The sequence below is a fragment of the Rhizobium subbaraonis genome (assembly GCF_900220975.1).
In the GTDB taxonomy this organism is placed as follows: domain Bacteria; phylum Pseudomonadota; class Alphaproteobacteria; order Rhizobiales; family Rhizobiaceae; genus Mycoplana; species Mycoplana subbaraonis.
The window spans coordinates 38,710-63,438 of record NZ_OBQD01000009.1 but is presented as its reverse complement, the minus strand read 5'-3'; the positions used below and the strand labels follow the sequence as shown (position 1 = coordinate 63,438).

The window sequence follows — 24,729 nt, the reverse complement described above, 5'->3', positions numbered from 1 at the left end:
TTATACCTTCTCGACTTCCGGTCGTCCAAGGATGCCGGACGGCTTGAAGATCAGGACGATTGCCAGGATCGAGAACGTGGCGACGTCCTTGTAGTCGATCGTGAAATAGGCCGACCACAGGGATTCGATGAGGCCGATCAGCAATCCGCCGAGAACGGCACCAGGCAGCGATCCGATGCCGCCGAGAACCGCGGCCGTAAAGGCCTTGACGCCCGGGACGAAGCCATCGGTGAACACGATCACGCCATAGTACATCAGATACATGGTACCGGCGACGGCCGCGAGGGCTGCGCCCATGATGAATGTGATGGAGATGGTGCGGTCGACGTCGATGCCGAGCAGAGCCGCCATCTTGCGGTCCTGTTCGGTGGCGCGCTGGGCGCGGCCAAGCGAGGTCTTGTTCACGATGTACCAGAACACGGCCAGAAGCGACACGGTCAGGATCATGATCAGGATCTGCTTCAGCGAGATCGACAGGCCGAAGACCTCATAGACAGACGAAACAAGCGGGGGGATCGGCTTGTTGCGCGGGCCCTGGGTCACCTGGATGAAGTTCGACAGCGTGATCGACATGCCGATCGCGGTAATCAGCGGCGCGAGACGGAACGAACCGCGCAAGGGGCGGTAGGCGACCTTCTCGATCGTCCAGTTCCACAGGGACGCCGTCAGCATGGCGGCGGCCATCATCACCAGCAGCAGGATGACGACCGGAAGCCCGACGAAGACACTTGTAAGGATCAGAAAGATGATGAGGGCAGCGAAGCCGCCGAGCATGAAAATATCGCCGTGAGCGAAGTTGATCATGCCGATGATGCCATAAACCATCGTATAACCGATGGCGATCAGCCCATAGATCGAGCCTAGAGTCAGCCCGTTTATGAGCTGCTGGACAAAGTATTCCATTGTCTATCCCCTGGATGCGATCCATATGGCCGCATCTCTTGTTATTTGAGCTTTTGGAAGAGCCCTTGAACAGAGGGATTCCATACTGCTTTCCGGTCAAAAGGGAAGCGCAAAATGCCGAAGCCATCAACTTCTTCGGTATTTTGGTGGATTTGACGATTAATTCAGCAGGAACGACAAAAAAACTGCGCTTTGCTCGCAAATACGCCTGTCGAGACGGTGGATTTCACCGTTTCGCCGGGAACGGCGCCACTGCAACAGCTGCAGCCAAATGCCGTAACCGCACCAACAAACTTGACGGAGGCCCATTGCAGCCATCGTGCAAAGCCGAGTAAACGAAGCATGAAATAGGAAGAAGCCGATCTGTCGATCGCCCCATTGCCGAATCCGCGCGCCTTAAGGCCAGAGCTGGGAGCGCTGCGCGGGAGGAAACGGAACCAGATAATGTCGCTTGCACATCTACAACGTCTCGAAGCCGAGGCAATCCATATCTTTCGGGAAGTCGCCGCCACCGCCTCGAAGCCCGTCATGCTCTACTCGATCGGCAAGGACTCGTCCGTCCTGCTGCACCTCGCCCGCAAGGCGTTTTTCCCGGCCAAGCTGCCCTTCCCGCTCCTCCACGTGGACACGACCTGGAAATTTCGCGAAATGATCGACTTTCGCGACCGGACGGCGAAAGAGCTCGAACTGGACCTGATCGTCCACATCAATCCCGACGGTGTGGAAAAGAACATCGGCCCCATCAGCCACGGCTCCAGCTTCCACACCCATATGATGAAGACCGTGGCACTCCGCCAGGCACTGGACAAGTACGGCTTCGATGCCGCATTCGGAGGCGCCCGCCGCGACGAGGAGAAATCCCGCGCCAAGGAGCGCATCTTCTCCTTCCGCAATGCCCAGCACTCCTGGGATCCGAAGAACCAGCGCCCAGAGATGTGGAAGACCTACAACACCCGCGTCGCACCGGGCGAATCGATGCGCGTCTTTCCGCTGTCCAACTGGACCGAACTGGACATCTGGCAGTACATCCTGAAAGAAGAGATACCGATCGTGCCGCTGTACTTCGCAGCGACCCGCCCGGTAATCCAGCGCGACGGGATGCTCATCATGCGCGATGATGAGCGTATGCCGCTCGCAGACGGTGAATCGGTGGAGGAGCGGCTGGTGCGGTTCCGCACGCTCGGATGCTACCCTCTGACCGGCGCGATCGAGTCGGACGCCGCAACCGTTCCCGACATCGTCCGCGAGATGCTGACCGCACGCACCTCCGAGCGTCAGGGTCGGCTGATCGACAAGGACGAGGCCGGGTCGATGGAAAAGAAGAAACGCGAGGGATATTTCTGATGAACGCGCTTGCATTTGCCGCAACGAGCGACGCGCTCAAGGAATATCTCGCCGAGCAGGAGCAGAAGCCGCTCCTGCGCTTCATCACCTGCGGCTCGGTGGACGACGGGAAATCGACGCTGATCGGCCGGTTGCTTTACGATACCAAGCTGATCTTCGACGACCAGCTCGAAGCGCTCGAGCGCGACAGCGTGCGGCATGGAAACGCCGGCGACGCCATCGACTTCTCGCTCCTGCTCGACGGCCTCGAGGCCGAGCGCGAGCAGGGCATCACCATCGACGTTGCCTATCGCTACTTCGCGACCTCGGAGCGCCGCTTCATCGTCGCCGACACGCCCGGCCACGAGGAATATACCCGCAACATGGCGACCGGCGCATCGACAGCCGACCTGGCTATCCTGCTCGTCGACAGCCGCCAGGGCATTCTCCAGCAGACACGCCGCCACGCCTACATCGCTTCGCTTCTCGGCATCCGCCATATCGTGCTGGCCGTGAACAAGATCGATCTCGTCAACTACGACGAGACCGTCTTCGAGACGATCGCAAACGACTTCCGCTTCTTCACGCTGGACTTCGGCTTCCAGACGATCACGGCCATCCCGATTTCCGCCCGCTACGGCGACAACGTGACGACGGCCTCGCAGAACATGCCCTGGTATCAGGGACCCAGCCTGCTCGGCCATCTGGAAACCGTTCCGATCGCCGATGCGGACCTGAACCGGCCGTTCCGCCTTCCGGTTCAGCTCGTCATCCGTCCACATCTGGATTTCCGCGGCTTTGCCGGCCAGATCGCCGCCGGGCGCGTTTCCGTCGGCGACCGGATCGCTGTCACCAAGTCCGGCCACACCTCGACGGTGCGAAGCATCGTGACGGCGGACGGCAATCTCACAAGCGCAGCCCAGGGGCAGGCCGTGACCCTCGTCCTTGACGACGAGGTCGACGTTTCGCGGGGCGACCTGCTTGCCGCCGCCGAAGATCGCCCGCAACTGGCAGACCAGTTCATGGCCCACCTCGTCTGGTTCTCCTCCGAGCCGATGATGCCCGGCCGCAGCTACGTTCTGCGCACGGAAGTCGACAGCGTCCCGGCGACGATCACCGCCCTGAAGTACCAGGTCGACATCAACAACTTCTCGCACGAGGCCAGCAAGTCCCTGCATATGAACGAGATCGGCGTCTGCAATATCGCAACGCAATCGCCGATCGCCTTCGACAGCTACAAGGACAACCGGACCACCGGAAACTTCGTGCTGATCGACCGCTTCACCAATGCCACGGTCGGCGCAGGCATGATCGACCACCCGCTCCGGCGTGCGACGAACATCCAGTGGCAGGCCCTCGACATCAACAAGGAAGCGCGCGCGGCGCTGAAGCACCAGAAGCCTGCCGTCCTGTGGCTGACCGGCTATTCCGGTGCCGGCAAATCCACCATCGCCAACACGCTGGAAAAGCTGCTGCACGCCCAGGGCAAGCACACCTATGTGCTGGATGGCGACAACGTCCGCCACGGCCTGAACCGCGACCTCGGCTTCACGGCCGAAGACCGCGTCGAAAACATCCGCCGCATGGCGGAAGTGGCCAAGCTGATGACCCAGGCCGGCCTGATCGTCATCGTCTCCGCCATCTCTCCGTTCCGCTCCGAGCGGCTCATGGCGCGCGACCTTTTCGACGAGGGCGATTTCATCGAGATCTTCGTCGACACGCCCTTGTCGGAATGCACCAAGCGCGATCCGAAAGGCCTCTACAAGAAGGCGATGGCCGGCGAACTTCAGAACTTTACCGGCATCAGCTCGCCGTATGAAGAGCCTGAAAACGCGGAAATCCACCTTCGGACCGTCAATCACAGCCCCGATGAACTGGCGCTCCGAATCGCCCAGTACCTGGCTGAAAGATAACTCCGGCAACTTGCCGTCCCGTGCCGCGCCGGCAGGTTCCGGCCGGCATGGCATGGCGCATTCGCATGACGCACAATCAGGAAACATCGATGACCCTGCCCACCGACCTCATGTCGATACTCGAAAAGGCGGCGCTGGACGCCGGGCGCGCCATTCTCGAAGTCTATCGCGCCGGGCCATCCGTTGTGCTCAAGAATGATGCGACGCCGGTAACGGAGGCGGACGAACGCGCCGAAGCGATCATCCTTGCGCAACTCAGAGAGCATTTTCCCGATATTCCGGTCGTGGCGGAGGAGGCGGTGGCCGCCGGCAACGTGCCGGACATTCGCGGGCGCTCCTTCTTCCTCGTCGACCCGCTTGACGGGACGCGTGAATTCATCGCGAGACGCGACGAGTTCACCGTCAATATCGCGCTGATCGAGAACGGCGTTCCGGTCGCCGGCATCGTCTATGCCCCTGCCCTCGGGATCGCTTATAGCGGCGCGGACGGGCGGGCCCAGAAGTTCGACGTGGACGAGCATTTCAACGTGCTGAACCGCCGGCCGATCGGCTGCCGAACCGGAAATGCAGGCCTCAAGGCGGTTATCAGCCGCTCGCATGGCGATCCCCAGACGGAGGAATTCCTTCGCCAGGAGGGAATTTGCGACCACACCACGATCGGTTCGTCGCTGAAGTTCTGTCTACTCGCGGAAGGGCTCGCCGACGTCTATCCGCGCTTCGGGCGCACGATGGAGTGGGACACGGCAGCCGGAGACGCGGTGCTGCGGGCGGCCGGCGGCCGCGTCACCTGCCCGGATGGAAGCCCGTTCCGGTATGGCAAGACCGACCAATCCACCGACGTCGATTTTGCAAATTCGCCTTTCATCGGCCGGGGTCACGCTTCCTGAACAACTTTTCCTTGCCGGCACCGTCACAATATTAACGAATTGACACGTGAACAGGGGGTATGTTGGAAACGTTGCCTCCATACGGACAGAAACTTCGCCCATGGTTGAGGATCAGCACATGGGCCGTCATCTTGTAACTGGATGACGTATCGAATAAACTGCCGACTGATCAGGCATTTAGCAAATATTACCTAGTCAACCACGAGAGCATTGCCGTGAAGAAAGACACTGCGCCCGCAGCACCCGAGCTGGAACCAGAAAGCCGAGAGCAGCCGCAGGCCAGCAACCTTCTGGATATGGCCAAGGCGCGAATCGTTCGTCGTGCCGAGCGCCAGAAGCGTCGCCTGATCCGCGAGGCGTCGGCTGCGGCCGATTCGAGGCCGGGACGCGATCCGTTCGATGACGACGACGATCTCCTGCCCGCCAAGAAGGAACCGGGCAAGAAATTTTCGACCGCGTCGATCTTCGAAATGCCTGTCCTTCCCAAAAGGACGAGCAAGATCGCCTGGACGCCGGTCTCGTTCCTGCTCGCCGTGATCGTGCCGACGCTTGTCGTCGGCTTCTATTTCGCATTCATGGCAAGCCCCCAGTACGAGGTCGAGACCCAGTTCGCGGTCCGTGGCGCCAACCAGAGTTCTCTCGGAGCCCTCGGACTGGGCAGCCTGATGGGTACCACGGCCGAATCCGGTGACTCTTATATCGTAACCGACTACGTCCAGTCGCAGCAGGTCCTGCAGGACATGCGCGATCAGGTGGGCCTCGATGTCCGTACGCTGTATGCGCACGACGGCATCGACTTCTTCTACAAGACCGCAGCCGACGTTCCGTTAGACAAGTTCGTGTCCTACTGGCGCGACATGATCAATGTCAGCTTCAATTCGACGACCGGGAACGTGACGCTGCAGGTGTACGCCTTTACGCCCGAGGACGCCAAGAGGATTACGGATGCGGTCCTGCTCGTTTCCGAAAACCTCGTAAACAAGCTGTCCGAAGAATCCCGCAACCAGTATACCGACGTGGTCAACAAACAAGTCGAGCGCGCCGAGAACCGACTGGCCAGCGTCCGCGAGCAGCTGTCGCAGTTGCGCCAGACCGAACAGGCGGTCGATCCGAGCACGCTGGCGTCGATGGAAACGTCGATCATCGGTGACATCGAGAAAGAACTGGCCCAGATCAGAAGTCGCTACAAGGCGCTGACCACTGCCGCCAGCAGAGAAGCCCCGTCCGCCAAGGTGATGGAACGACGCATCATCGCCCTCGAGGCACAGCTTGCCGAACAGAAGGCCCGCGTCGGTTCGGGAACTGTGCAGAAGACAGGCCGCAATGCCGGCACCGGGAACGGCAACCTGACCGAGGTCATCGATCGCTTCTCGCAGCTCTCGATCGAACAGGAATTTGCCGTGAAGGCCTATTCGACTTCACTCGCCGGCCTGGAGACCGCGATGGTAGAGGCCCAGAAGCAGGAGCGCTTCTTTGCAACCTATGTCGCACCGCGTGTTCCCGAAATTGCCATCTATCCGAAGCGTTTTCTGAATACGCTGCTCGGTTTCTTGGCATTCTTCGCAGCCTGGCTCGTCGGCTTCTTCGTCTACAAGTCGATCAAGGACCACGCGATTTGATGGCGGTTCGTCGCCGCCGAGGTGGAACTCTGGAAAAGCCACGATGTACCTGACGGAGAAAAGCTTTCGCTATGCCTTGCGGGAGAATGCGCGCGTCATCGCAGCGTTGGTGGTCCGAAGCGGCGTGACCCGCTTCGGCGAAAGCCGCATCGGCTATCTGTGGACGCTCTTGGAACCTGCGATCTACGTGTCGATGTTCCTTTTGATGCATGGCTTCGTTCGCACTAAGCTGCCCTTCGGCGACAGCGCGATGCTGTTCTTCCTCACCGGCGTGATCGGGTTTCGCATGACGAACCTGATTGCCAGAAAGGCAGCCAACGGCCTGTCGCACAATCAGCCGATGCTGGCCTATCCGCTGGTCAAGCCGCTGGACACGATCGTTGCCGCCTTCATTCTGGAAGCGATCATCTGGCTGATCATCTGCGCGCTGTTCCTTTTCTTCATGTACGCGTTTCTCGGCCGCAAGATCATCGTCTATCCGCTGGAATTCGGCGCAAGCGTGCTTGCGATCAGCTACTTCGCTTTCTCGTTTGCGGTCTTTACCGCGACATTCGGAACCCTGGTTCCGCTCTGGGCGAAGGTGCTCAAGTTCAGCAACATGCCACTGATGCTTTCGTCGGGCGTGGTGTTCGTGCCTGCGACGCTGCCGCCACAGATACTGGCGATCATCTGGTGGAACCCCTTCCTTCACTGCGTGGAATGGTTCCGTTCGGCCACCTACCTCGACTACGTTTCCGTGCTGGACAAAACCTACCTGCTGTCCGTATCGACCGGCCTCCTGGTGATCGGGCTGGCACTCGATCGGTTCTACAGAAACAGGATCATCAGCGAATGATCGTGTTCGACAACGTCAGCAAGGTCTTCAAGAATCCGCGCGGCGGCAAGAAGGTCGTGCTGGAGAATTTCACCGCGACCTTCCGGCCCGGACTGAACATCGGCATCCTCGGCCGCAACGGTGCCGGCAAGTCCACCTTGATGAACCTGATCTCCGGTATCGATACGCCGACCACCGGCACCATCTACCGCACCGGCAAGATCTCCTGGCCGCTCGGCTTCAAGGGAGGCGTTCACGCACGCCTCACCGGAGCGCAGAACACTCGCTTCATTGCCGACATCTATGGCAAGGACCGCGAAGAAGTCCTCGAGTTCGTGAAGGATTTCTCGGAACTGGGCTCCTATCTCGACATGCCGGTGCGCACTTATTCGGCGGGCATGCGCGCCCGCCTCGCCTTCGGTATCTGCATGGCGATCGAGTTCGAATACTATCTCATCGACGAAGTGATCGCCGTCGGCGACAGTTCCTTCAAGAAGAAGAGCAAGAAGGTGTTCGATGAACGGCGGGAGAACGCGACGTTGCTCCTCGTATCCCACTCCTCCTCGCTGCTGCGTGCCTTCTGCCACATCGGCGGAATCATCAAGGATGGCAAGGTCACCTTCTACGACGATATCGATGAAGCCATCGCCGTCCATGAAGACAATCTGGCACACGGGAAATAGCCCACTTTGCGGGGACGAAAATTCCCCGCATTGAATGCCGGGATACAGGGCAAAGCCCCGCCCTCCGGTTCGGGACGGCATGCGCCGGCAGCCTCGCATCTCAGAAAATACACGTTCGACGTCAAAGACTTGACCTGCAGGAAGCCTGCACTGTCGATAGGATCATCGGTTGCCGTGGGCTGCCGCCGATCGGCTTTCCCGTAGACATCGCCGGCCTCTCCGTCCTCGCCGCGTCCCGCCGACCTATGCTTTTCACCAGCAGGGCTGCGGTTGCGGCAGCCCGTCCTGGCAATGGCCGCGGAGACGATGATGCAGGAACAGACGACGAGACTTGGCCTCCCCTACATTCTGCCCTCGCAGGCGCAAAAGCACGTGCCGCACAACGAGGCCCTTGAAACCCTCGATGCGCTGGTGCAGCTGGTTCTGGCAACTATCGGCAACATCGCGCCGGCAACACCGGAGGATGGGGCCTGCTACGGCATCGGCGCTTCACCTTCCGGTCCCTGGAGCGCGCGCGCCGGCATGATCGCCCGCTGGTCCGGTGGTGCCTGGCAGTTCATTCAGCCAAGGAAGGGCTGGCTCGCATGGTGCGCCGACGAGAACCGGCTGTATGTCCATGACGGCGGCGCCTGGACGCGCTTTACCCATATCGGCCCCTTGCAGACGCTTGGCGTCAACACGACGCCCGACGAGACAAACCGGCTGGCGCTGGCGTCCGATGCCTGTCTGCTGACGCATGACGGAGGCGACCACAGGCTCAAGATCAACAAGGCGGATGAGGGGGACACGGCAAGCGTCGTCTTTCAATCGGATTGGGCGGGGCAGGCCGAGCTGGGGCTCGCCGGCAACAACGACTTCTCGATCAAGGTCGCGATCGGCTCGGGCGGCTGGGTGACTGCCCTTGCCATAGGCAACACCGGACACGTCGCCACCCCCCTCAGGCCCGCTGCGCACGCCTGGGCCAACGTTGCTCCCACCGCGATGGCCGTAGGCAGCCTTAGCGGCTTCACCGACACGGAGTTCGCCACGGGTGGCTTCGCACTGGGGACGCCCCTGCCCTCGGGAATCGGCAGCACGCTCGTGGTTCCGACATCGGCATACTATCTCGTCTGCGTCGGCGCCATGCCCGCCAGCACCAGCCCCATCACCGTCGACGTCATCGTCAATGGTACGAAGATGGTCGTCGGCACCGGATACCACAGCGGCACGCCCGCAAATCGCAGGATCTGCGCTTCCGGTATCGTCCCACTGGCAGAAGGCGATTGGCTTGCCCTGCATCACCAGGGGAATGCAGTGATCGATTTCGGCTTCAACAAGACGGACCTGTCGATCATTGCACTGACCTGACGGACCAGACATACGGTTCGCCCCGGCATGCCGGCAAATAATGCCAGCCCGGAAAAATCGGCAGTAAAACCTAACCCTGGGAAACGTCGGGGAGCGGATTGTCGAAAGCGCCGCTGATGACCTCGGCCTGCCGCCCCTTCTGCCCGACCCGGCGGCCGGTGGCGACGGCCTCCGTCAGCTTGTCGCGCAGCGCCTGGATCGAGACCTCCATGCCTTCATAGGCGTAGAAGTCCCCGGGCTGGAGACATTGCTCATGGAGCCAGGAAAGGTACCGTGTCCGCACTTCGCCCGGCGCGACCTTGTTCCAGGTCCAGAAGGCATCGAGATCGATCCCCTTGTTGACGCAGAACGCCAGATCCGGGTGTCGGTAGATCGCCTGCCCCATGACGGCCAGCGGAATGCCGTGATGAATGGCGAACAGGCCGGAGGTGCTGTTGATTGTCACCATGCCCGCGGCATGGCGCGTCAAGAGTCCGAGCGAGCCGCCATCGATGATGTGGACGCGATCCGCCACGTCGTTCAGCTGGCTGACCTGCTGGATGAACTGCCGATCGCGGCTGTGGCCGCGCTCCATCGGATGGATCTTGAACACAAGCTGGTGTGTAGCCGGCGCGTTACGCGCGAACGAGACGATGGACTTCAGGATCAGCTTCTGGCTGTTCCAGCTGCCGGCCGCGCGGCCGAGCTGGCTATCGTCATGCACCTGCAGCGGAATGAGGTAGTACTTGTGATCGAAATGCTCAAGCAGGCGTTCGACGCAGCGGTAGTTGGCATTCAGGTTGCGGAACTTTCGATAGTAGTTCTTGATCCAGTAGAACGCCTCCGAGGCGAGCATGCGCTTCTGCTTGTGGAAGAGCTTGCGCTCGCTGGCGGTGGACAAAAGATTGCGCAGCGAGAAATACAGGAACGCGTACGATGCCATGGCGCCGAACGAGGATGCGTAGGACACGCCCTTGCGGCGCTCGGAGTAACGTCCCGAATAGTCTTCGGGAGGCAGCTTTCCGGCGATCGGCGACCGCCAGTTGTTGCCGCCGAATTCAAGCGTGATGTTGCCCGGCCGCAGGTAGCCTTCTTCCAGGCAGATGACGGGAATGTCGAGCTTCTCGCAGCAGGCGATCGCGACCCTGTGGACCTCGCGCTCGCAACCGAAAAGAACGACGAAATCGAAGCCATGCGCCTTCAGCATCTCCGATAGCCAGACGTTCCAGGCATCGGATGTGCCCGAAAAATTCAGCGTCTTGTCGCGATGGGCGAAAAGCCGATCGCCGACATTGAAGCAGACGCGCCACGCATCGAACCCGCTCTCGTTCAGAAGCGTCTGCGCCTTACGGAAGAACGGGCCGACAGGTCCCTGCAAAAGAAGGACCCGGGGAACGCTTTTGGAGGGGAACGAAGCCGACTGCTTGCGGCGCAGGTTCAGATAGATCAGGCGCGAAGATCCACGACCACCGGCCTGCACTTCGTCACGCACGCCGCTCTTTGTCGTTCGATCTGTCGAAGCGCGATCGCTTGGCATGATGCTCCGGTTGTACGTGGGGAATACAAAAAGGTTGCTTGGTCTTTGCACAGGCGTCGATTTTTATCAACGCGTTCATACTCAATTATTCTTACCAATCTGTCATTTTTCGAAATCTTCGTGTGTTCGTGCAACGTGACATATCCGGGCTGGTGCGGGAACCCGGAAAGCCTCAGCCGAGCCTGCGGTCCCGGAGCCGCACGGCGATTCTGTTGGCAGCCTGCGCAACGCCGCCCAACACGCGGTCGGCTGTCGATACGGGCTGCGCACGTCCCTCCGATATCTCTCGCACAAGATCTTCCGGACGGCACGGCATACCGCTCAGAGGGTGGATGTAGAATGGGTAGAGGATGAGTGTCGCCGCGACCAGCATGTCGATGTCGATTCGCCGCTTCCGGCGTTCCAGCGGGTTGCGGTCGTCGGTCAATCCCCAGCCCGCGTAGAAGGGCATGCCGTGCACGCCCACAGCTTTGTCGCGGATCAGAGCCTCGAATCCGGTCAGGGACGTCATCGTCTCGATGCGATCGGCCCAGGATATCCAGCGCATGATGTCGCCGTCACGCACGATCAGGTCTGCGGCATCCGGCACCTTGCCGCCGGAACGCATTCCGGAAACGACGTCCGGATGCTCCTTGTAGACGACGAAGGCTTCGGGATAGAGCGCGCGCACCTCAGCGACCAGTCCTGCGTTGGACTTCACCACCGGCGAACCGAAGCGGATCGAAGCGTCCTTCTCGACCTGCCCTGGCACGAGCACCTTCAACCGCCCGTCCGGAGGCTGCGGCAGGTCCACATCCGTGCCGACATTGTATTTGGAAATGCCCCGCGCGATCAGCATATGCCGCAACGCCCGCGCCCGCCGCAACAAGCCGGCGTCGAATTCCGCCGTGCCGATGAGCTCCTCCAATCCGCTGGCGCTGCGGGCATCGTAATAGACCGTGCGCCCGTCCAGGGCGACCGACGACGGCATTACCAACGACACGCCAAGCCCTTTCGAGCGGACGAAACCGTCCTCGATCCGGATCGCCTCGACCCCGTCCGGCAATATCCTGTCCGAGCCCCAGACGGCGACAAGGCCGCCGATTTCGCCTGCCCGGCGCGACGCATCCTCGATGCAGCGAGCATGGACCGGCGCACCGGCCTGCCCTTTCAGGAACGGCGACAGCGCCCTTCGCTTCCACGGCGACATGCCCGCCGTCACAACGCGTCTCGGCAGCCGCGATCTCTGGTCGCGCACGGTTTGAGCCTGCTCGATGGCGCGTTCCAGCGTGCACTCGGATCGGTCGTGCAGGTCCAGGTAACGGGCGTAGCGGAGATAGGCCGCATCGAAGATCTGCTCCACACTTGCCGCAGGGCGGGGCGTCGGAGCGGTGACATGATCCATCGTGGCGCCACGGCCGGAAAAGAACGAGACGCCGAAGCAATGGACCGTCTTGCCCGCCATCAACGCCTCGAACCCGAGCTGGCTGGAAACGGTGTAGACGGCATCCGCATCCTCGAGCAGCGGCCAGGGGTTCATCGGCGTCGGCACGACGATCTCCACGCCGAGCTTCTGCGCGGCCTGCCGCAGCAGGCTGCGGTCGCCGGCGGCCGGATGGGTCCGCACCGCCATGACCTTGCCCGCATGGTGCGCGGCCGCGTGCTCCATCATCCGCAGGAAGGCGCCTTCATCGGCCAGCGCGCCGGCAATCGAGGCGTCGCCCGCAACCTGGTCGACGAGCAGGACGAAGGCCCGCCCGAGTGGCATCCCCGCCTCCCGCAGCCCGATAAGCCGGCCGCTGTTATACTTGGAAAGCCGGGCCAGCCGGATCGCCTCGATCAGGCCGCGCGAGCGTTCCAGAGCGGCGCTGTCAGCCGGTACGTCAAGAAGCCTCTGCAGACGCGATGGTCCGGCGGCATCGAAGTAGATCCCTTCGTCGTCAACCACAAACGACTGTGAGGGTTCACCGGCGCCCGGCGCATACCCCTTGAGGAAGCCGTCTTCGACGATGATGCAGGGCTTGCCCGTCTTGGCCGCAAGCGCCTTGGCGCGAAGACCCGACGGGCGCCACCCCCAGCCGACGAAGCCGTCGAGCCGGCGCATGCCGGCAAGCGGCCAGAGCACGATCTCGGCATCGAGCAGGCGCGCAATGTCCGTGCGGATCCGCCATAGCCCGGCGGAGGTTACGGCATAGGTCTTTCGTTCTCCCTCACCCACGATGCGCTCGATCTTTCTTCCTCCAGGTCATCCGCTTCTGCGGTCGGCGGACGCCGGCATACGCCACCGAATACGCCGAGGGGGCATCGGCCCGGCCGACGCCCCCTCGGGATCCAAATCTATACCTGCGTCGACCGATCAGAAAGTGCGGTTGACGTTGTTGACCGCCGAAAACGTGCCGGTCATCATCGACACGAAGCGGCCGAAGTCGGTTGCCGGATGGCGCGACAGATAGATCACGTCGCGATTGCGGACCGGGAACGACTGCGCCACGATGTAGCTCTGCGGCTTGCCCAGGTCGAGACGGTAGATGATCGGATAGCGGCCCTTGCCGTCCGACGTCATGCCCTTGGCGAGCAGGTCGCGGAACCGGTCATCGCCGACGACATTGCGGTAGACGCTTTCGTTCTCGTAGCGGAAGATGAAGTAGCCCTTCGGGTCAGCCGTCGTCATGTTGCCGCCGCCGGCAAGTGCGGCCGCTTCGATGAGGCTCAGGCTGCTGGCATTGAACGGCACCTTGCCGGACTTCTCGGTCTGGCCGAGTGCGGAGAAGGTCTGCGGATCGTAGGTGACGTAGATCCGGTCCTCGGGTCGGACGATGATGTCCTCCTTCGGATTGTCCACGATCGTCTGAAGCAGCACGGTGCCGGTGCGGCCGCCGCGCTTCAGCGTCACATAGGTATCGTAAGGCGCCTTGGAAGCGCCGCCCGCCCGGGCGAGCACGCCGCTCAGATGCTCGGCGTTAAGGCCGAGCGGGATCATCGCTGCCTCGCGAACATCGCCCTGCACCGACACGGCGCGCGATTCGTTGCCGGCGATGGAGACGAGCACATCAGGCTCGACCGCCTTGGCCTTCAGCGCATCGACGATCGTCGATCGCGCCGTCTCGAGCGTCATCCCGGCGAAGCGCACGGCGCCGACATAGGGAATCTGGCCACGGCCGTCCGGCTGGACGACCACGGGAATGGTGGTCGACTTGCGCTCCGTGGTAGAGAAAAGGCCGTCTGGGCCGGCTTCGAAGATCGTCACTTCGAGCTTGTCGCCGACGCCGATGACCGGCACGCCCCCGGCACCGCCGAAACCGAACGTGCGTGCAAGGCTCGGGGTGCCGAGCATCGTCACACTGTTGGCCACACGCTGGTCGATCTCGACCACGTCGAAGACGGTCTTGGTCTGCGGAATCTTGTAGTTGCCGCCTTCCGCCGCGCCCGATTCGACCACTTCACGGGTCAAAGGACCATCGCTTGGCACAAGGCAGCCGGAAAGCGTCAAGAGCGCAGCCCCGGTCACGAGGCGCATAAAAGACCGTGCAACCCTTTTGCAGGGGGTGCCGTTGCCTTCGATTTTATACATCACACTGCAATTCCCTTTGGCCGCGCCCATACAAGGCACGACGCAGAAACCGGACCAAGGTCCGCTCCATCAAACCAACAGGGGTAGAAAGTCAATGTCCCACCACAATCTGTCCCAGAGACCGAGCCAAGGTCTCCCGCGTCACCATGGAGCAAATCCCTTGCACATTCGTTACGCCAAGAAAAGTCGATTTCGCGGCCACCTGCTAAAACCCGGCTTTTCCACGGGATTTTCAAAGGCGGTGCGATAAAAAGAGCGCATTTTAACTATCCTTAAACACGTTCCTGCGCACCCGCGCCGTCAATTTTCCCGGAATCAGTGCCGCGGCCTCCACCTCTCACATGTACCCCTCACATGCGCACCCGCACGCCGCGGGGGTCATAGAGCGGCGACAGGGAGGCTGTTGCGGAAACACGGATTCCCGCCACGTCCAGCTCGTACTGCCCGGAAAGCACATAGTCGGCATCGACGCCATCGCGGCTTCTGACATAGCCCAGGCCGATCGGCTTGCCGATCGTATGGCCATAGCCGCCGCTCGTCAGCCAGCCCGCCCGCTCTCCGTTGCGGTAGATCGTCTCTCTTCCGTGAAGCACGACGTCGGAACGCTCCGGAGTAAAGCAGACGAGCAGCTTGCGGACACCCTCGGCGCGCTGGCGTTCGACCGCAGCACGGCCCCGGAAATCCGCCCCGCCCTTCCGTACGGCCCAGCCAAGCCCGGCCTCGACCGGGGTATGGTCCGGCCCGATGTCCGCCCCCCAGGCCCGATACCCCTTTTCGAGCCTGCACGTCTCGATCGCCCGGTAACCCGCATTGACAAGGCCGTCGATTCGCCCCGCCTGCATCAAAGCGTCATAGACCGCTTTCGCATGACCGACGGGCACATGCAGCTCCCATCCCAGTTCTCCGACATAGGTGATGCGCAGGGCGCGTACGGAATGACCGGCGACAAAGATGTTGCGCATCGTCGCAAAGGGGAACGCCTCGTTCGAGACGTCGTCTGATGCCACCTTTTGCAGAACGGCCCGCGCGTGCGGCCCCATCAGCGCGAGCACGGACCAGGAATCGGTTACGTCATCCAGACGCGCGTCGAGCCCAGCGGGAAGATTGCGCGCGATCCAGTCGAGATCGTGCGTCGCAAAGCCGGTCCCGGTGACGATGTAGTACTCGTCCTCCGCCAGACGTGCGGCGGTGAGATCGCATTCGATGCCACCGCGATCGTTCAGCATCTGGGTGTAGACCACCGAGCCTGGCTTCCGCGCCACGTCGTTTGCGCAGATCCAGGACAATGCCTGCTCGGCGTCTCGCCCCTTCAGCGAAAATTTTGCAAACGAGGTCTGGTCGAAGATGACGGCTGCCTCGCGAACGGCGCGGTGCTCGCGGGCCACGGCCTCGAACCAGTTCGGGCGGCCATAGGTATAGATGTCCCTGGGCGCTTCGCCGGCGCCCGGATCGGCAAACCAGTTCGGGCGCTCCCAACCGATCTTCTCGCCGAAACACGCGCCCTGCTCCTTCAACCGCTCATAGAGCGGCGAGGTACGGAAGGGTCGTGCGCTGGCGTGCTCCTCGGACGGCCAGGCCATGGTGTAGTGCTTTCCATAAGCCTCCACCGTCCGCCGCCGGATCCAGTCCGTATCGAAATGCGGGCGACCGAAGCGGCGGATATCGACCGGCCAGAGGTCGAACGGCGCCGCTCCTCGGACGACCCATTCGGCGAGCGCCATGCCGGCTCCCCCGCCAGACGCGATGCCGAACGCATTGAAGCCGGCGCCGACGAAGAAGTTGCGCAGGGTCGGCGCTTCCCCGAGGATGAAATTGCCATCGGGCGTGAAGCTCTCGGGTCCGTTGAGCAGTTGCTTCACCCCTGCCGTCTGCAGGGCCGGGACGCGTCCGAGCGCCAGTTCCATGATCTGTTCGAACCGCTCGATATCCGGATTAAGCAGCCCGAAATGAAACCCTTCCGGAATGCCGTCCGCAGCCCAAAGCGCCGGGTTCGGCTCATACCCCCCCATCACCAGGCCACCGACTTCCTCCTTGTAGTAGGTCAGCCGGTCCGGGTCGCGCAGCGTCGGCAGATCCGTCGGCACGCCGAAGGCCTCGGTGATCAGGTACTGATGCTCCATCGGCACCAGCGGCACGTTTACCCCGAAGCGGGCTGCGAACGCGCGCGTCCACTGCCCCGCGCAGACGACCACCCGTTCGCACTCGATCCGGCCGCGCGCCGTGACGACCGCGCGAATACGGCCGTCGTCGATCACGAGATCGATGACTTCCGTATCCTCGAAGATCGAGGCCCCGGCCATCGTCGCGCCGCGCGCCAGCGCCTGGGTGATGTCGGATGGGTTCGCCTGCCCGTCGGTCGGCAGGAAGGCGGCGCCGACGAGATCATCGATCGTCATCAGCGGCCAGAGGTCCTGAGCCTCCTTCGGCGTGAGCAATGTCATTTCCAGGCCAAAGGACCGCGCCGTCGTCGCCTGACGCTTCACTTCCGTCCAGCGTTCTGCGTTGCAGGCCAGCCGCAACCCGCCGTTCATCTTCCATCCCGTCCCCAGGCCCGTCTCCGCCTCCAGCCGCTTGTAGAGGTCCACCGAATAGCCGAGCAGCTGGGTGATGTTCGCACTCGTGCGCAACTGACCGACGAGTCCCGCGGCATGGAACGTCGTGCCCGAGGTCAGCTTCTTGCGTTCCAGCAGAACGGTGTCCGTCCAGCCGAGCTTGGCAAGATGATAGGCGGTCGAGCAGCCGACGATGCCGCCACCGATGACGACCGCCTTTGCGCTGGAAGGAAGCTCTTTCATGCTGAACGCTCTTTTACTCTTCGGAATGGCGAAATTGCGCATGGGCGCGCTGGAACCGGTCCAGGTTGTCGGCGGTATAGCCGGCGTAGTCGAAGTCGATGGTGGAATGCAGTTCCGAGACCATGCTCCACAGCGTCTCGCGCAGCAGCGAGGCGCATTTCATCGCCTGGTATCGCCGCCACAGTCCGGCATCGAGCGGGCGTTCGAAGTAAAACTCCAGCAGCCAGCGCTCCTGCGCCTCGTCGAGTTCGTTGTTCGAGGCAAGTCCGCCGAGATCGAACAGCGGCGTGTTGTAACCGGCATAGTCCCAATCGATCAGCCAGAGCCGGTTTCCGTCGTCGAGGAAATTCGCCGCAAGCAGGTCGTTGTGCCCGAAAACGATGTCGTGCGGCCCGGCCTGCGCCTCTAGCCACCGGGAGATCCGCAGCAGGTCCTGCAGTTTCGACGCATGCCGGCTTCCCGCGGCCGCAAGCGTCGCCGCATAGTCCTCGATGACGTGGAACGCCCAGAAGATCATCGCGCCGCCGCGATAATGCCGCCCGGTCTCGCGGTGGGAGGCGCGCACCAGCGCAACGACACGCTCCAGATAGGCCGGCGAACGGATGTCCTCGGGCGAGAGCGTCTTGCCGTCGATATGGTCGAGCACGAGCACGCCGGGCTGATGATGGATCACGGCCGGCGAAATGCCGGCCGCATGCGCCGCACGGCTCGCGGCGACTTCGTTCTGGCGGCTGATCTGGTGAACAGGAATGTCATCGCCCAGGCGCACCACGCAGGTCCGCCGGCTATCGGAGACCTTGTAGTTGCGATTGGTAATGCCTCCCTTGAGAACGGAGACCTCCGGCCTGCCCTCCCACAGAGGCAGCGAACGGATCATTTCCAGCGCCGCCACGTCCATCTGCCATTGTCCCCGGCGCCTTGAGCGACGCACCTCTTTTGCTTCGAAATTCCCGCACTCCCGAAAAACTGTCAAGAAAATTCCACAAAAAATAACAAAGACATGGCTTTTTGTTGCATGTACAATCTATCATCGCTTGCATGGCGTGGATTATTTAGGCTTTCTGCCCGAAACGCTTTGCAAGCGCAAAGCCTTGAAATATGATAGGTTATCGGATCCGCAGGCGGCGCGCCGTCCGGCCGGATCTCCGGACGGGAAACGGCATGGACACGACGACGACCACCCCCACTCTTTCGAACCATCGCGAGCGCGAGATCCTCGACGAATTGCGCCTGGCCGGCGGCTCCAGCCGCATCCAGTTCCTGGCCGAGCGGCTGAACGTCTCCGAGGAGACCATCCGCCGCAACATCCGCACGCTCGAGGCGAGCGGCCTGGTCACCAAGGTGCACGGCGGCGTGCACATCACCGACAGCGTGACCGAACAACCGCTGCATTTCCGCATGAATGTGAGCCCTGAGCCTAAGCGCCTGATCGCCGCAAAGGTGGCGACGATCGTGAAGAACGGCGACAGCCTGTTCCTGGACATCGGCTCGACGACGGCCTTCATCGCGGTGGCCCTGCAGAAGCACCACGATCTCTTCATCGTCACCAATTCGCTTTCGGTCGCCCACACGCTGGCCACCCGCAACAACAATCGCGTCTACTTTGTCGGCGGCGAGCTTCGGGCGCATGATGCCGGCACTTTCGGCATCGAGGCGCTGAGCTACATCGAGCGCTTCAACCTGCAGCATGCGATCCTTTCCGTGACCGCCATCAATGCACGCTCCGGCTTCATGCTGCAGGACATGCAGGAGGCGGACATCTCGCGCGCGGCTGCCCGCCAGGCGCAGAACCGGATCATCGTGGCGGATGCGCAGAAATTCGGCCGCTCCGCACCGATCACCATCGCCCCGCCGGACACCTACGACATGCTGGTGACCGACGACGAGCCGCCCGCCGACATCAGGCGAATGCTCGATCAGAACAGCATTCAGCTTGTATTGGCGCAAAACGCGCGTACCGGATGAGAAACCGGCCGGCACATTGTACTGGAGCCGCACCTACATACAAAAATACCGCCGTCAGGACCGGAGCACGTTTTCGGCTCTCTTGTGCTGACGACGGCATTTCCGGAGCGCCTTCGCGGACGCTTCTCTTGGACGGCCCCCTCTGGACCTGCGCTTAAGGGAAGCAGGAAGCATGCCAGATGCCGATTGTACCGGAACTGCACGGTTTTTCCGGAGCCGCCAGAGAGACAATATGCTGCGCCGCCCAAAATCGCGGCAACCAGGACACGCGGATTCTTGCAATGCACAAAAACCGCGCATTCCGTAACGGCAGGAGCAGGCGACACAGGCTCGAACCCGCCCCTCCGGCACGCCGTCGTTCACGGGCGGTGGACAGTTCGTTCGCCATCTGCCGGCTTCAAGTGAACGCGTGTTGGCGCGATACTGCCCCCAACCCGGCGCTCCCGGCAGCGCCCCTCGTCACCTGGAGGCAGGAGAACAGACATGACCATGCAACTCACCGGCATTCACCATCTGACCGCGATCACGGCCAACGCGCCGGACAACCTGCGCTTCTATACGCAGACGCTCGGGCTTCGGCTCGTCAAGAAGACCGTCAACCAGGACGACACCAGCGCCTACCACCTCTTCTATGCGGACGGTCTGGCATCGCCCGGCACCGACCTCACCTTCTTCGACTGGCCGGTGGGGCGCGAGCGCCGGGGCACGCACAGCATCACCCGCACCGGCCTCCGGGTCGGAAGCCTCGCCACGCTCGAATGGTGGAAGGCACGCTTCGACGAACTGAAGGTCAAGGCCGGCTCGATCAGGGAGATCGCCGGACGCCAGACGCTCGACTTCGAGGATCAGGAAGGCCAGCGCTTCCGCCTGACCGTCGATGACAGCGGAAACCCTTCGCATCCCTGGGATAAGAGCCCGGTGCCGGCCGAACACCAGATCAAGGGCCTGGGGCCGATCACGATCAGCGTGCCCGACATCCGCAACACGCAGACCATGCTCGTGGACGTGATGAACATGAGGAAGACATCGACCTATCCCTCGCCGGACGGCAAGGGCGAGGTCCACATCTTCTCGATGGGCGCAGGCGGACCAGCGGCCGAGCTGCACGTGGCCGTCGAACCGGACCTGCCGGCTGCTCACCAGGGCGCCGGCGCCGTCCATCACGTCGCCTTCCGCGTGCCGGACGTAGCCGCCCTGCACGCCTGGACCGAGCGCGTGCACGGATTCCGCGTGCCTTCCAGCGGCGAGGTCGAGCGCTATTACTTCCGCTCGCTCTATTTCCGCGAACCGAACGGCGTGCTCTTCGAACTGGCAACCGACGGCCCCGGCTTCGCGGTGGACGAACCGCTGGAGACACTCGGCGAGAGCCTGTCTCTGCCTCCCTTCCTGGAACCGCGGCGCCAGCAGATCGAAGCGCGGCTGAAGCCACTCGTGACCGCCTGAACGAGACACGATCGTCAAGCAGGCATCACCGGGAAAGACACCAGAGGCGCGTTTGCCTGTGTCGAAACGAATTGCCCCGGCAGGAACATTGCCTTCCTGCCGGGGTTTTCGTTTGATATCGGCAAGAGACCTGGCGGCCGGTGCGGCCGGTCGGATTTCAAGGAGAGGCAAGATGACGAAGCTGGTCGCGATTTCAGGAAGCCTGCGCAAGGCCTCCTACAACACGGCGCTGATGCGTGCCGCAATCGCGATGGCGCCTGCAGGCGTCGAGATCGTCGAAGGAACCATCCGTGGCATCCCGCTGTATGACGGCGACGAAGAAGCCGAATTCGGCGTGCCCGAGGCGGTTGCGAAGCTCAAGGACCTCGTCGCCGGCAGTGATGGCGTCATGCTGTTCACGCCCGAGTACAACAACGCCATTCCCGGCGTGTTCAAGAACGCGATCGACTGGATGACGCGACCGTCTGCCGATATCGCCCGCGTCTTTTCCGGAAAGCCCTTCGCCATCACCGGCGCCTCGCCCGGAAACTTCGGCACCCTGCTGTCGCAGGAAGCCTGGCTGCCGGTCATGCGCACGCTCGGCACGCGGCCGTGGTTCGGATCGAAGCTGATGGTGTCGAAGGCGGCTTCCGTCTTCGATGCGGACGGAAAGCTGGTCGATGAGGCGACCGAAAAGCGGCTGCGCACCTTCGTCGAAGGCTTCGCCGCCTTCGCGCAGGATGGACGCTGAGGCCGATGCCGGCCCCGCGCATGCCCAGGCTGCAGCCGCACTCCGGGCCGATGAACCCGCGCCAGCGGGCTCGCACAAGATGGCCAACGGCGGCCACTGGAGCCGCCGCCGGTCTTATCGCACGACCTTTTCCATGAACTGCCGCGCCAGTTCGACATCCGCAAGGCCGATGTCATGCCCGCTTGGAAGGAGCCGGTTCTCGACACTGGCGCCGGCGCCGGCAAGGCGCTTCTCGATCTCGGCGGCATAGGCCCCGTAAGGATCGGACTGGCCGGTTACCATCAAGACGTTCGTTCCCGCCAGATCGACCTTTGGCGCGCCCTCCAGCACGTTCATCGCCCGCAGCAGCACCGCATTGCGGATCAGCCCCGGGTGCAGCTGGAGTGCGGCGCCCAACATGTTGGCTCCGTTCGAATAGCCGAGGAAGGCGGTCTTGGCCGGATCGAGGCCATAGGCCGCATTGGCTTCCTCTATGAAGGCTGCCAGCGCTTCGGCTTCGGTCACGATTTCCTTCTGGTCGAACGACGTCATCGTCAGCCGGCGGAAGAAGCGTGGATAGCCCTCGTCGGTGCTGCGCCCCCGGAGGCTGACGAGCATCGCATTCGGCGCGACACGGGCGCCGAAGGGCAGCAGGCTGGTTTCGTTGCCGCCGGTGCCATGGAGCAAGACCAGTGCCGTACCGTCGGCATTTTCCGGCCGGTGCACGCGGTGGATGAAGGGGAGATCTCGTTCGGTCATTCTTTCTTCTCCTGGAAGCGAAAACTGCGGCAGCCGCACTCGGACTTCTTCCGGGTCGGCACGAAAGTGGGCAGGCACGAACAACTTCGAGCCCAGCGTTTCCTGTGGTTCGTCCACCGTCATGCCAGGCCCGTCAGTCGCATACTCGATCAGCGCTCCTCCCGGTTCGCGCACATAGAGCGAGTAGAAGTAGGTGCGGTCGTGCATGTTGACGTCGCCTTCTGCCTCGGCTGCAAGCGCCGCCGCTGTCCGCTCGACCGCAGCCTGGTCGGCAGCCCGCAGCGCGACGTGGTCGATCGTCCCGGTTCCCGGCGCAGCGGTCCAGAAGCCGCCGGCGTCTCTGATGTCGAGGACGTCTGCCACGTCGCTGGCGAGCCTGCGAACACCGCCGGCCTCCGCCACAGGACGAAAGCCGAAGTGGCGAGTGATGAAATCGGCGGTCTCCGCGGGCTTTTCGCTGAAGATCGTCGCACCGCGAATGCGCTGGATTGCGTCGCCGGCCGGGATGTCGCGCGCCGGCCAGGGATCCTGCACCTCGAGCTCCGCCTCGCCCACGAGCTTGATGATGATGCCGTCCGGATCCTTAAGCCGCAGGACCGGTTCGCCGAATTCCTGCGCTGGTCCGCTCATCTGGATATTGTGCGACAGCGCCCGCGTGAGCCAGAAGCCGATTGCCTCCGGCCGGATGGAAAGAGCGATTTCGGCGGCCTGTCCGAGACCGACGCGGCCCTGCGAGCCGTCTTCCCAGGCGAGAAAGGTAATCAGTGTTCCGGGCGCGCCGCTGGCATCGCCATAGACGAGATGCAACTGGTCGGCGTCTTCGAAGCCGGCCGTCCGCTTGACGAGGCGCAAGCCGAGAAAGCCGACGTAGAAGTCGACGTTTGCCTGGATCTTGCGCGTGATTGCCGTGATATGATGAATACCGCTGCTCATGGATGTTCTCCGTTCGAGCGATAACCAATCAGGATTTCGCCCGGCCGAACAGCCCGCACCCGGTGAATGCACTGTGCACCGTTTTGCGAACGGTGCTCCTCGTTCAATCGCCGTCAGCAACGTCCTTGTCGACGAAAGCCTTGAAGGCGGCGCCGTATTGCGGATGCCAGCGTGACAGCGGCGGACGGTTCTCCACGATATCGCCGGCCGCCCACAGGATGCGTTTCTCGTCCGTCCTGCGCGCCACCTCGTTGTCCGGGCAGAGAATGTAGAAGTCGCCCCTTGCGAGGCTCTGCATCATGAAGTCGACGGTCTGTTCGGGCGTCCAGGCGCCGCCGGGCTTCTCCGTACGCCCGTGTGCCGTCAGCGCGGTGAAGACGAAGCCGGGGATCAGCAGATGCGCGCTGAGCAGAGCGCCCTCCCGGTTGCGAAGATCATGCTGCAAGGCTTCGGTGAACACCTTCACCCCGGCCTTGGAGACGTTATAGGCGGGATCGCCCGGCGGCGTCGTGATTCCCTGCTTGGAGCCCGTATTGATCACGATCCCGGCCTCGCCATGCTCGAGCATGCCAGGAACGAAGGTCTGGGTGCAGTTCACCACGCCCCAGAGATTGACCATCAACACCTTCTCCCAGCTCTCCCTCGGCCCCAGAACAGCGCTGCCGGGCTGGATGCCGGCATTGTTCATCAGCACATGCACGCGTCCGAAACGTGAAACCGCCACCTCATGCAGGCGCGTCACCGAACCGAGGTCGGAAACGTCGGTCGCGACGGCGATGACGTCGTCGCCACCAGCCTTTGAAAGCGCGCCAACGGCAGCGAAGGCCTCATCCAGCCGCGGTCCGGCGAGATCAGCAAGGACGACGCGCATGCCAAGCGTGGCAAAATGCTTGGCGGCGGCCAGCCCGATACCCGAGGCCGCGCCGGTAACGACGGCGACGTTGCGCGGCGAAAATGCAGATTGGCTTGTCTTGGTTTGGCTTGTCATGGCGAGGTCCATCCGATCGGGGCATGCCTGCCGAGCAGGGCAACAGGCTTCGGAAGCATGCGAAGAAATGAGCAAGAGAGCACCAGGAACTCTCTTAGATCCGGCGCAGGCGAGTGCATAACAACGCGCTTCACCGCGGGCAATCGCCCGCGGTGAAGCTGCATTCCGATGGATGTAGGGTGATAGCTTAGAAATTCCACGCGCCGGACGCCTTTCGGCGAACCCTGACGTCAGGCCGCGCTCAGACCCTGCATGCTCCCGCGTGGCGCTGCCGCAGACGGGTCGTTCATAAGCTTGCGGATCGCCGCGCGCACCTCGTCGGCGGAATCGAAGCGCTTCGAATCCAGATCCCAGACGTGATACTTGACGGCAACGAACTTCAGCCGATCGTGATCAGGAACAACAACACCGACGGCTTCGCCGCCGATCTCGATAACTTGCTTTTCCATAGTAACTCCTGCCATGCACAGGCACAGCGAATGTCGTTTTGTGCTTAGTCGAAGTTGAGAGACTAAATTCGGCGACCAGCCGGAAGCATCATCTCGAATTTCGTTCCGCGACAGGAGAACACATCACCAGCGG

20 protein-coding genes are annotated in these 24,729 nt (G+C 62.4%); 11 read left to right on the top strand and 9 right to left on the bottom strand.

From position 1 onward, the window contains the following. Positions 1-903 carry a branched-chain amino acid ABC transporter permease gene (locus tag CRO48_RS14940; protein ID WP_097140650.1) on the bottom strand — a complete coding sequence of 301 codons (903 nt, stop codon included), beginning with the start codon at positions 901-903 and terminating at the stop codon, positions 1-3. A gap of 65 nt (positions 904-968) precedes the next feature. On the opposite strand from CRO48_RS14940, the gene CRO48_RS31805 reads away from it, so the two are divergent. From CRO48_RS31805 to CRO48_RS14905, 8 genes are all read left to right on the top strand, one after another. Beyond that, complete coding sequence (locus CRO48_RS31805; protein WP_141402058.1) at positions 969-1,238, top strand: hypothetical protein; 270 nt, start codon at positions 969-971, stop codon at positions 1,236-1,238. A gap of 109 nt (positions 1,239-1,347) precedes the next feature. Continuing rightward, on the top strand, positions 1,348-2,247 hold the full coding sequence (gene cysD, locus CRO48_RS14935; RefSeq protein WP_097140648.1) for a sulfate adenylyltransferase subunit CysD: 900 nt from the start codon (positions 1,348-1,350) through the stop codon (positions 2,245-2,247). Next, a complete protein-coding gene (cysN, locus tag CRO48_RS14930; RefSeq protein WP_097140645.1) occupies positions 2,247-4,139 on the top strand; it encodes a sulfate adenylyltransferase subunit CysN in 1,893 nt (630 codons plus the stop codon). Before cysD ends, cysN begins: the two co-directional genes overlap by 1 nt. Positions 4,140-4,228: 89 nt before the next feature. Beyond that, positions 4,229-5,026: a 3'(2'),5'-bisphosphate nucleotidase CysQ gene (gene cysQ, locus CRO48_RS14925; RefSeq protein ID WP_097140861.1), complete on the top strand. Its 798-nt coding sequence runs from the start codon at positions 4,229-4,231 to the stop codon at positions 5,024-5,026. 215 nt (positions 5,027-5,241) lie between these two features. Further along, positions 5,242-6,645, top strand: coding sequence for a hypothetical protein (locus tag CRO48_RS14920; protein WP_097140643.1), 1,404 nt, complete (start codon positions 5,242-5,244; stop codon positions 6,643-6,645). Positions 6,646-6,688: 43 nt separating this feature from the next. Beyond that, positions 6,689-7,480, top strand: a complete 792-nt coding sequence (locus CRO48_RS14915) for an ABC transporter permease (protein ID WP_097140641.1) — start codon at positions 6,689-6,691, stop codon at positions 7,478-7,480. After that, positions 7,477-8,142, top strand: coding sequence for an ABC transporter ATP-binding protein (locus CRO48_RS14910; RefSeq protein ID WP_097140639.1), 666 nt, complete (start codon positions 7,477-7,479; stop codon positions 8,140-8,142). The genes CRO48_RS14915 and CRO48_RS14910 overlap by 4 nt, the downstream gene beginning before the upstream one ends. A gap of 309 nt (positions 8,143-8,451) precedes the next feature. Beyond that, the gene (locus tag CRO48_RS14905) at positions 8,452-9,489 is read left to right on the top strand and encodes a DUF2793 domain-containing protein (protein ID WP_176526768.1); all 1,038 of its coding nucleotides are present in this window, start codon (positions 8,452-8,454) and stop codon (positions 9,487-9,489) included. Between the two features lie 70 nt (positions 9,490-9,559). Here the strand turns inward: CRO48_RS14905 and CRO48_RS14900 are convergent, their stop codons facing one another. The 5 genes from CRO48_RS14900 to CRO48_RS14880 form a co-directional block, all read right to left on the bottom strand. After that, on the bottom strand, positions 9,560-10,960 hold the full coding sequence (locus CRO48_RS14900; RefSeq protein ID WP_176526767.1) for a capsular polysaccharide export protein, LipB/KpsS family: 1,401 nt from the start codon (positions 10,958-10,960) through the stop codon (positions 9,560-9,562). A 217-nt stretch (positions 10,961-11,177) separates the two neighbouring features. Continuing rightward, on the bottom strand, positions 11,178-13,202 hold the full coding sequence (locus CRO48_RS14895; protein ID WP_097140633.1) for a capsular polysaccharide biosynthesis protein: 2,025 nt from the start codon (positions 13,200-13,202) through the stop codon (positions 11,178-11,180). A 138-nt stretch (positions 13,203-13,340) separates the two neighbouring features. Then, the gene (locus tag CRO48_RS14890; protein WP_176526766.1) at positions 13,341-14,501 is read right to left on the bottom strand and encodes a polysaccharide biosynthesis/export family protein; all 1,161 of its coding nucleotides are present in this window, start codon (positions 14,499-14,501) and stop codon (positions 13,341-13,343) included. A 404-nt stretch (positions 14,502-14,905) separates the two neighbouring features. Further along, positions 14,906-17,350: a GcvT family protein gene (locus CRO48_RS14885; RefSeq protein WP_097140630.1), complete on the bottom strand. Its 2,445-nt coding sequence runs from the start codon at positions 17,348-17,350 to the stop codon at positions 14,906-14,908. A gap of 13 nt (positions 17,351-17,363) precedes the next feature. Then, positions 17,364-18,248 (bottom strand): choline/ethanolamine kinase family protein, encoded by an 885-nt coding sequence (locus CRO48_RS14880; protein WP_097140628.1) that lies wholly within the window; start codon positions 18,246-18,248, stop codon positions 17,364-17,366. A gap of 263 nt (positions 18,249-18,511) precedes the next feature. Here CRO48_RS14880 and CRO48_RS14875 point away from each other — a divergent pair, with 263 nt between their 5' ends. The 3 genes from CRO48_RS14875 to CRO48_RS14865 all read left to right on the top strand — a co-directional run bounded on the left by CRO48_RS14875 (position 18,512) and on the right by CRO48_RS14865 (position 21,488). After that, on the top strand, positions 18,512-19,315 hold the full coding sequence (locus tag CRO48_RS14875; RefSeq protein ID WP_097140626.1) for a DeoR/GlpR family DNA-binding transcription regulator: 804 nt from the start codon (positions 18,512-18,514) through the stop codon (positions 19,313-19,315). Positions 19,316-19,798: 483 nt separating this feature from the next. After that, complete coding sequence (locus tag CRO48_RS14870) at positions 19,799-20,758, top strand: ring-cleaving dioxygenase (protein ID WP_097140625.1); 960 nt, start codon at positions 19,799-19,801, stop codon at positions 20,756-20,758. A 172-nt stretch (positions 20,759-20,930) separates the two neighbouring features. Then, the gene (locus CRO48_RS14865; protein WP_097140623.1) at positions 20,931-21,488 is read left to right on the top strand and encodes an NADPH-dependent FMN reductase; all 558 of its coding nucleotides are present in this window, start codon (positions 20,931-20,933) and stop codon (positions 21,486-21,488) included. A gap of 114 nt (positions 21,489-21,602) precedes the next feature. Here the strand turns inward: CRO48_RS14865 and CRO48_RS14860 are convergent, their stop codons facing one another. The 3 genes from CRO48_RS14860 to CRO48_RS14850 all read right to left on the bottom strand — a co-directional run bounded on the left by CRO48_RS14860 (position 21,603) and on the right by CRO48_RS14850 (position 24,596). Continuing rightward, positions 21,603-23,159 carry a VOC family protein gene (locus tag CRO48_RS14860; RefSeq protein ID WP_097140621.1) on the bottom strand — a complete coding sequence of 519 codons (1,557 nt, stop codon included), beginning with the start codon at positions 23,157-23,159 and terminating at the stop codon, positions 21,603-21,605. A gap of 103 nt (positions 23,160-23,262) precedes the next feature. After that, complete coding sequence (locus CRO48_RS14855) at positions 23,263-24,147, bottom strand: SDR family NAD(P)-dependent oxidoreductase (protein ID WP_097140860.1); 885 nt, start codon at positions 24,145-24,147, stop codon at positions 23,263-23,265. Positions 24,148-24,377: 230 nt separating this feature from the next. Next, entirely contained in the window at positions 24,378-24,596 is a 219-nt protein-coding gene (locus CRO48_RS14850; protein ID WP_097140619.1) for a hypothetical protein, read from the bottom strand. Positions 24,597-24,729: the final 133 nt, after the last annotated feature.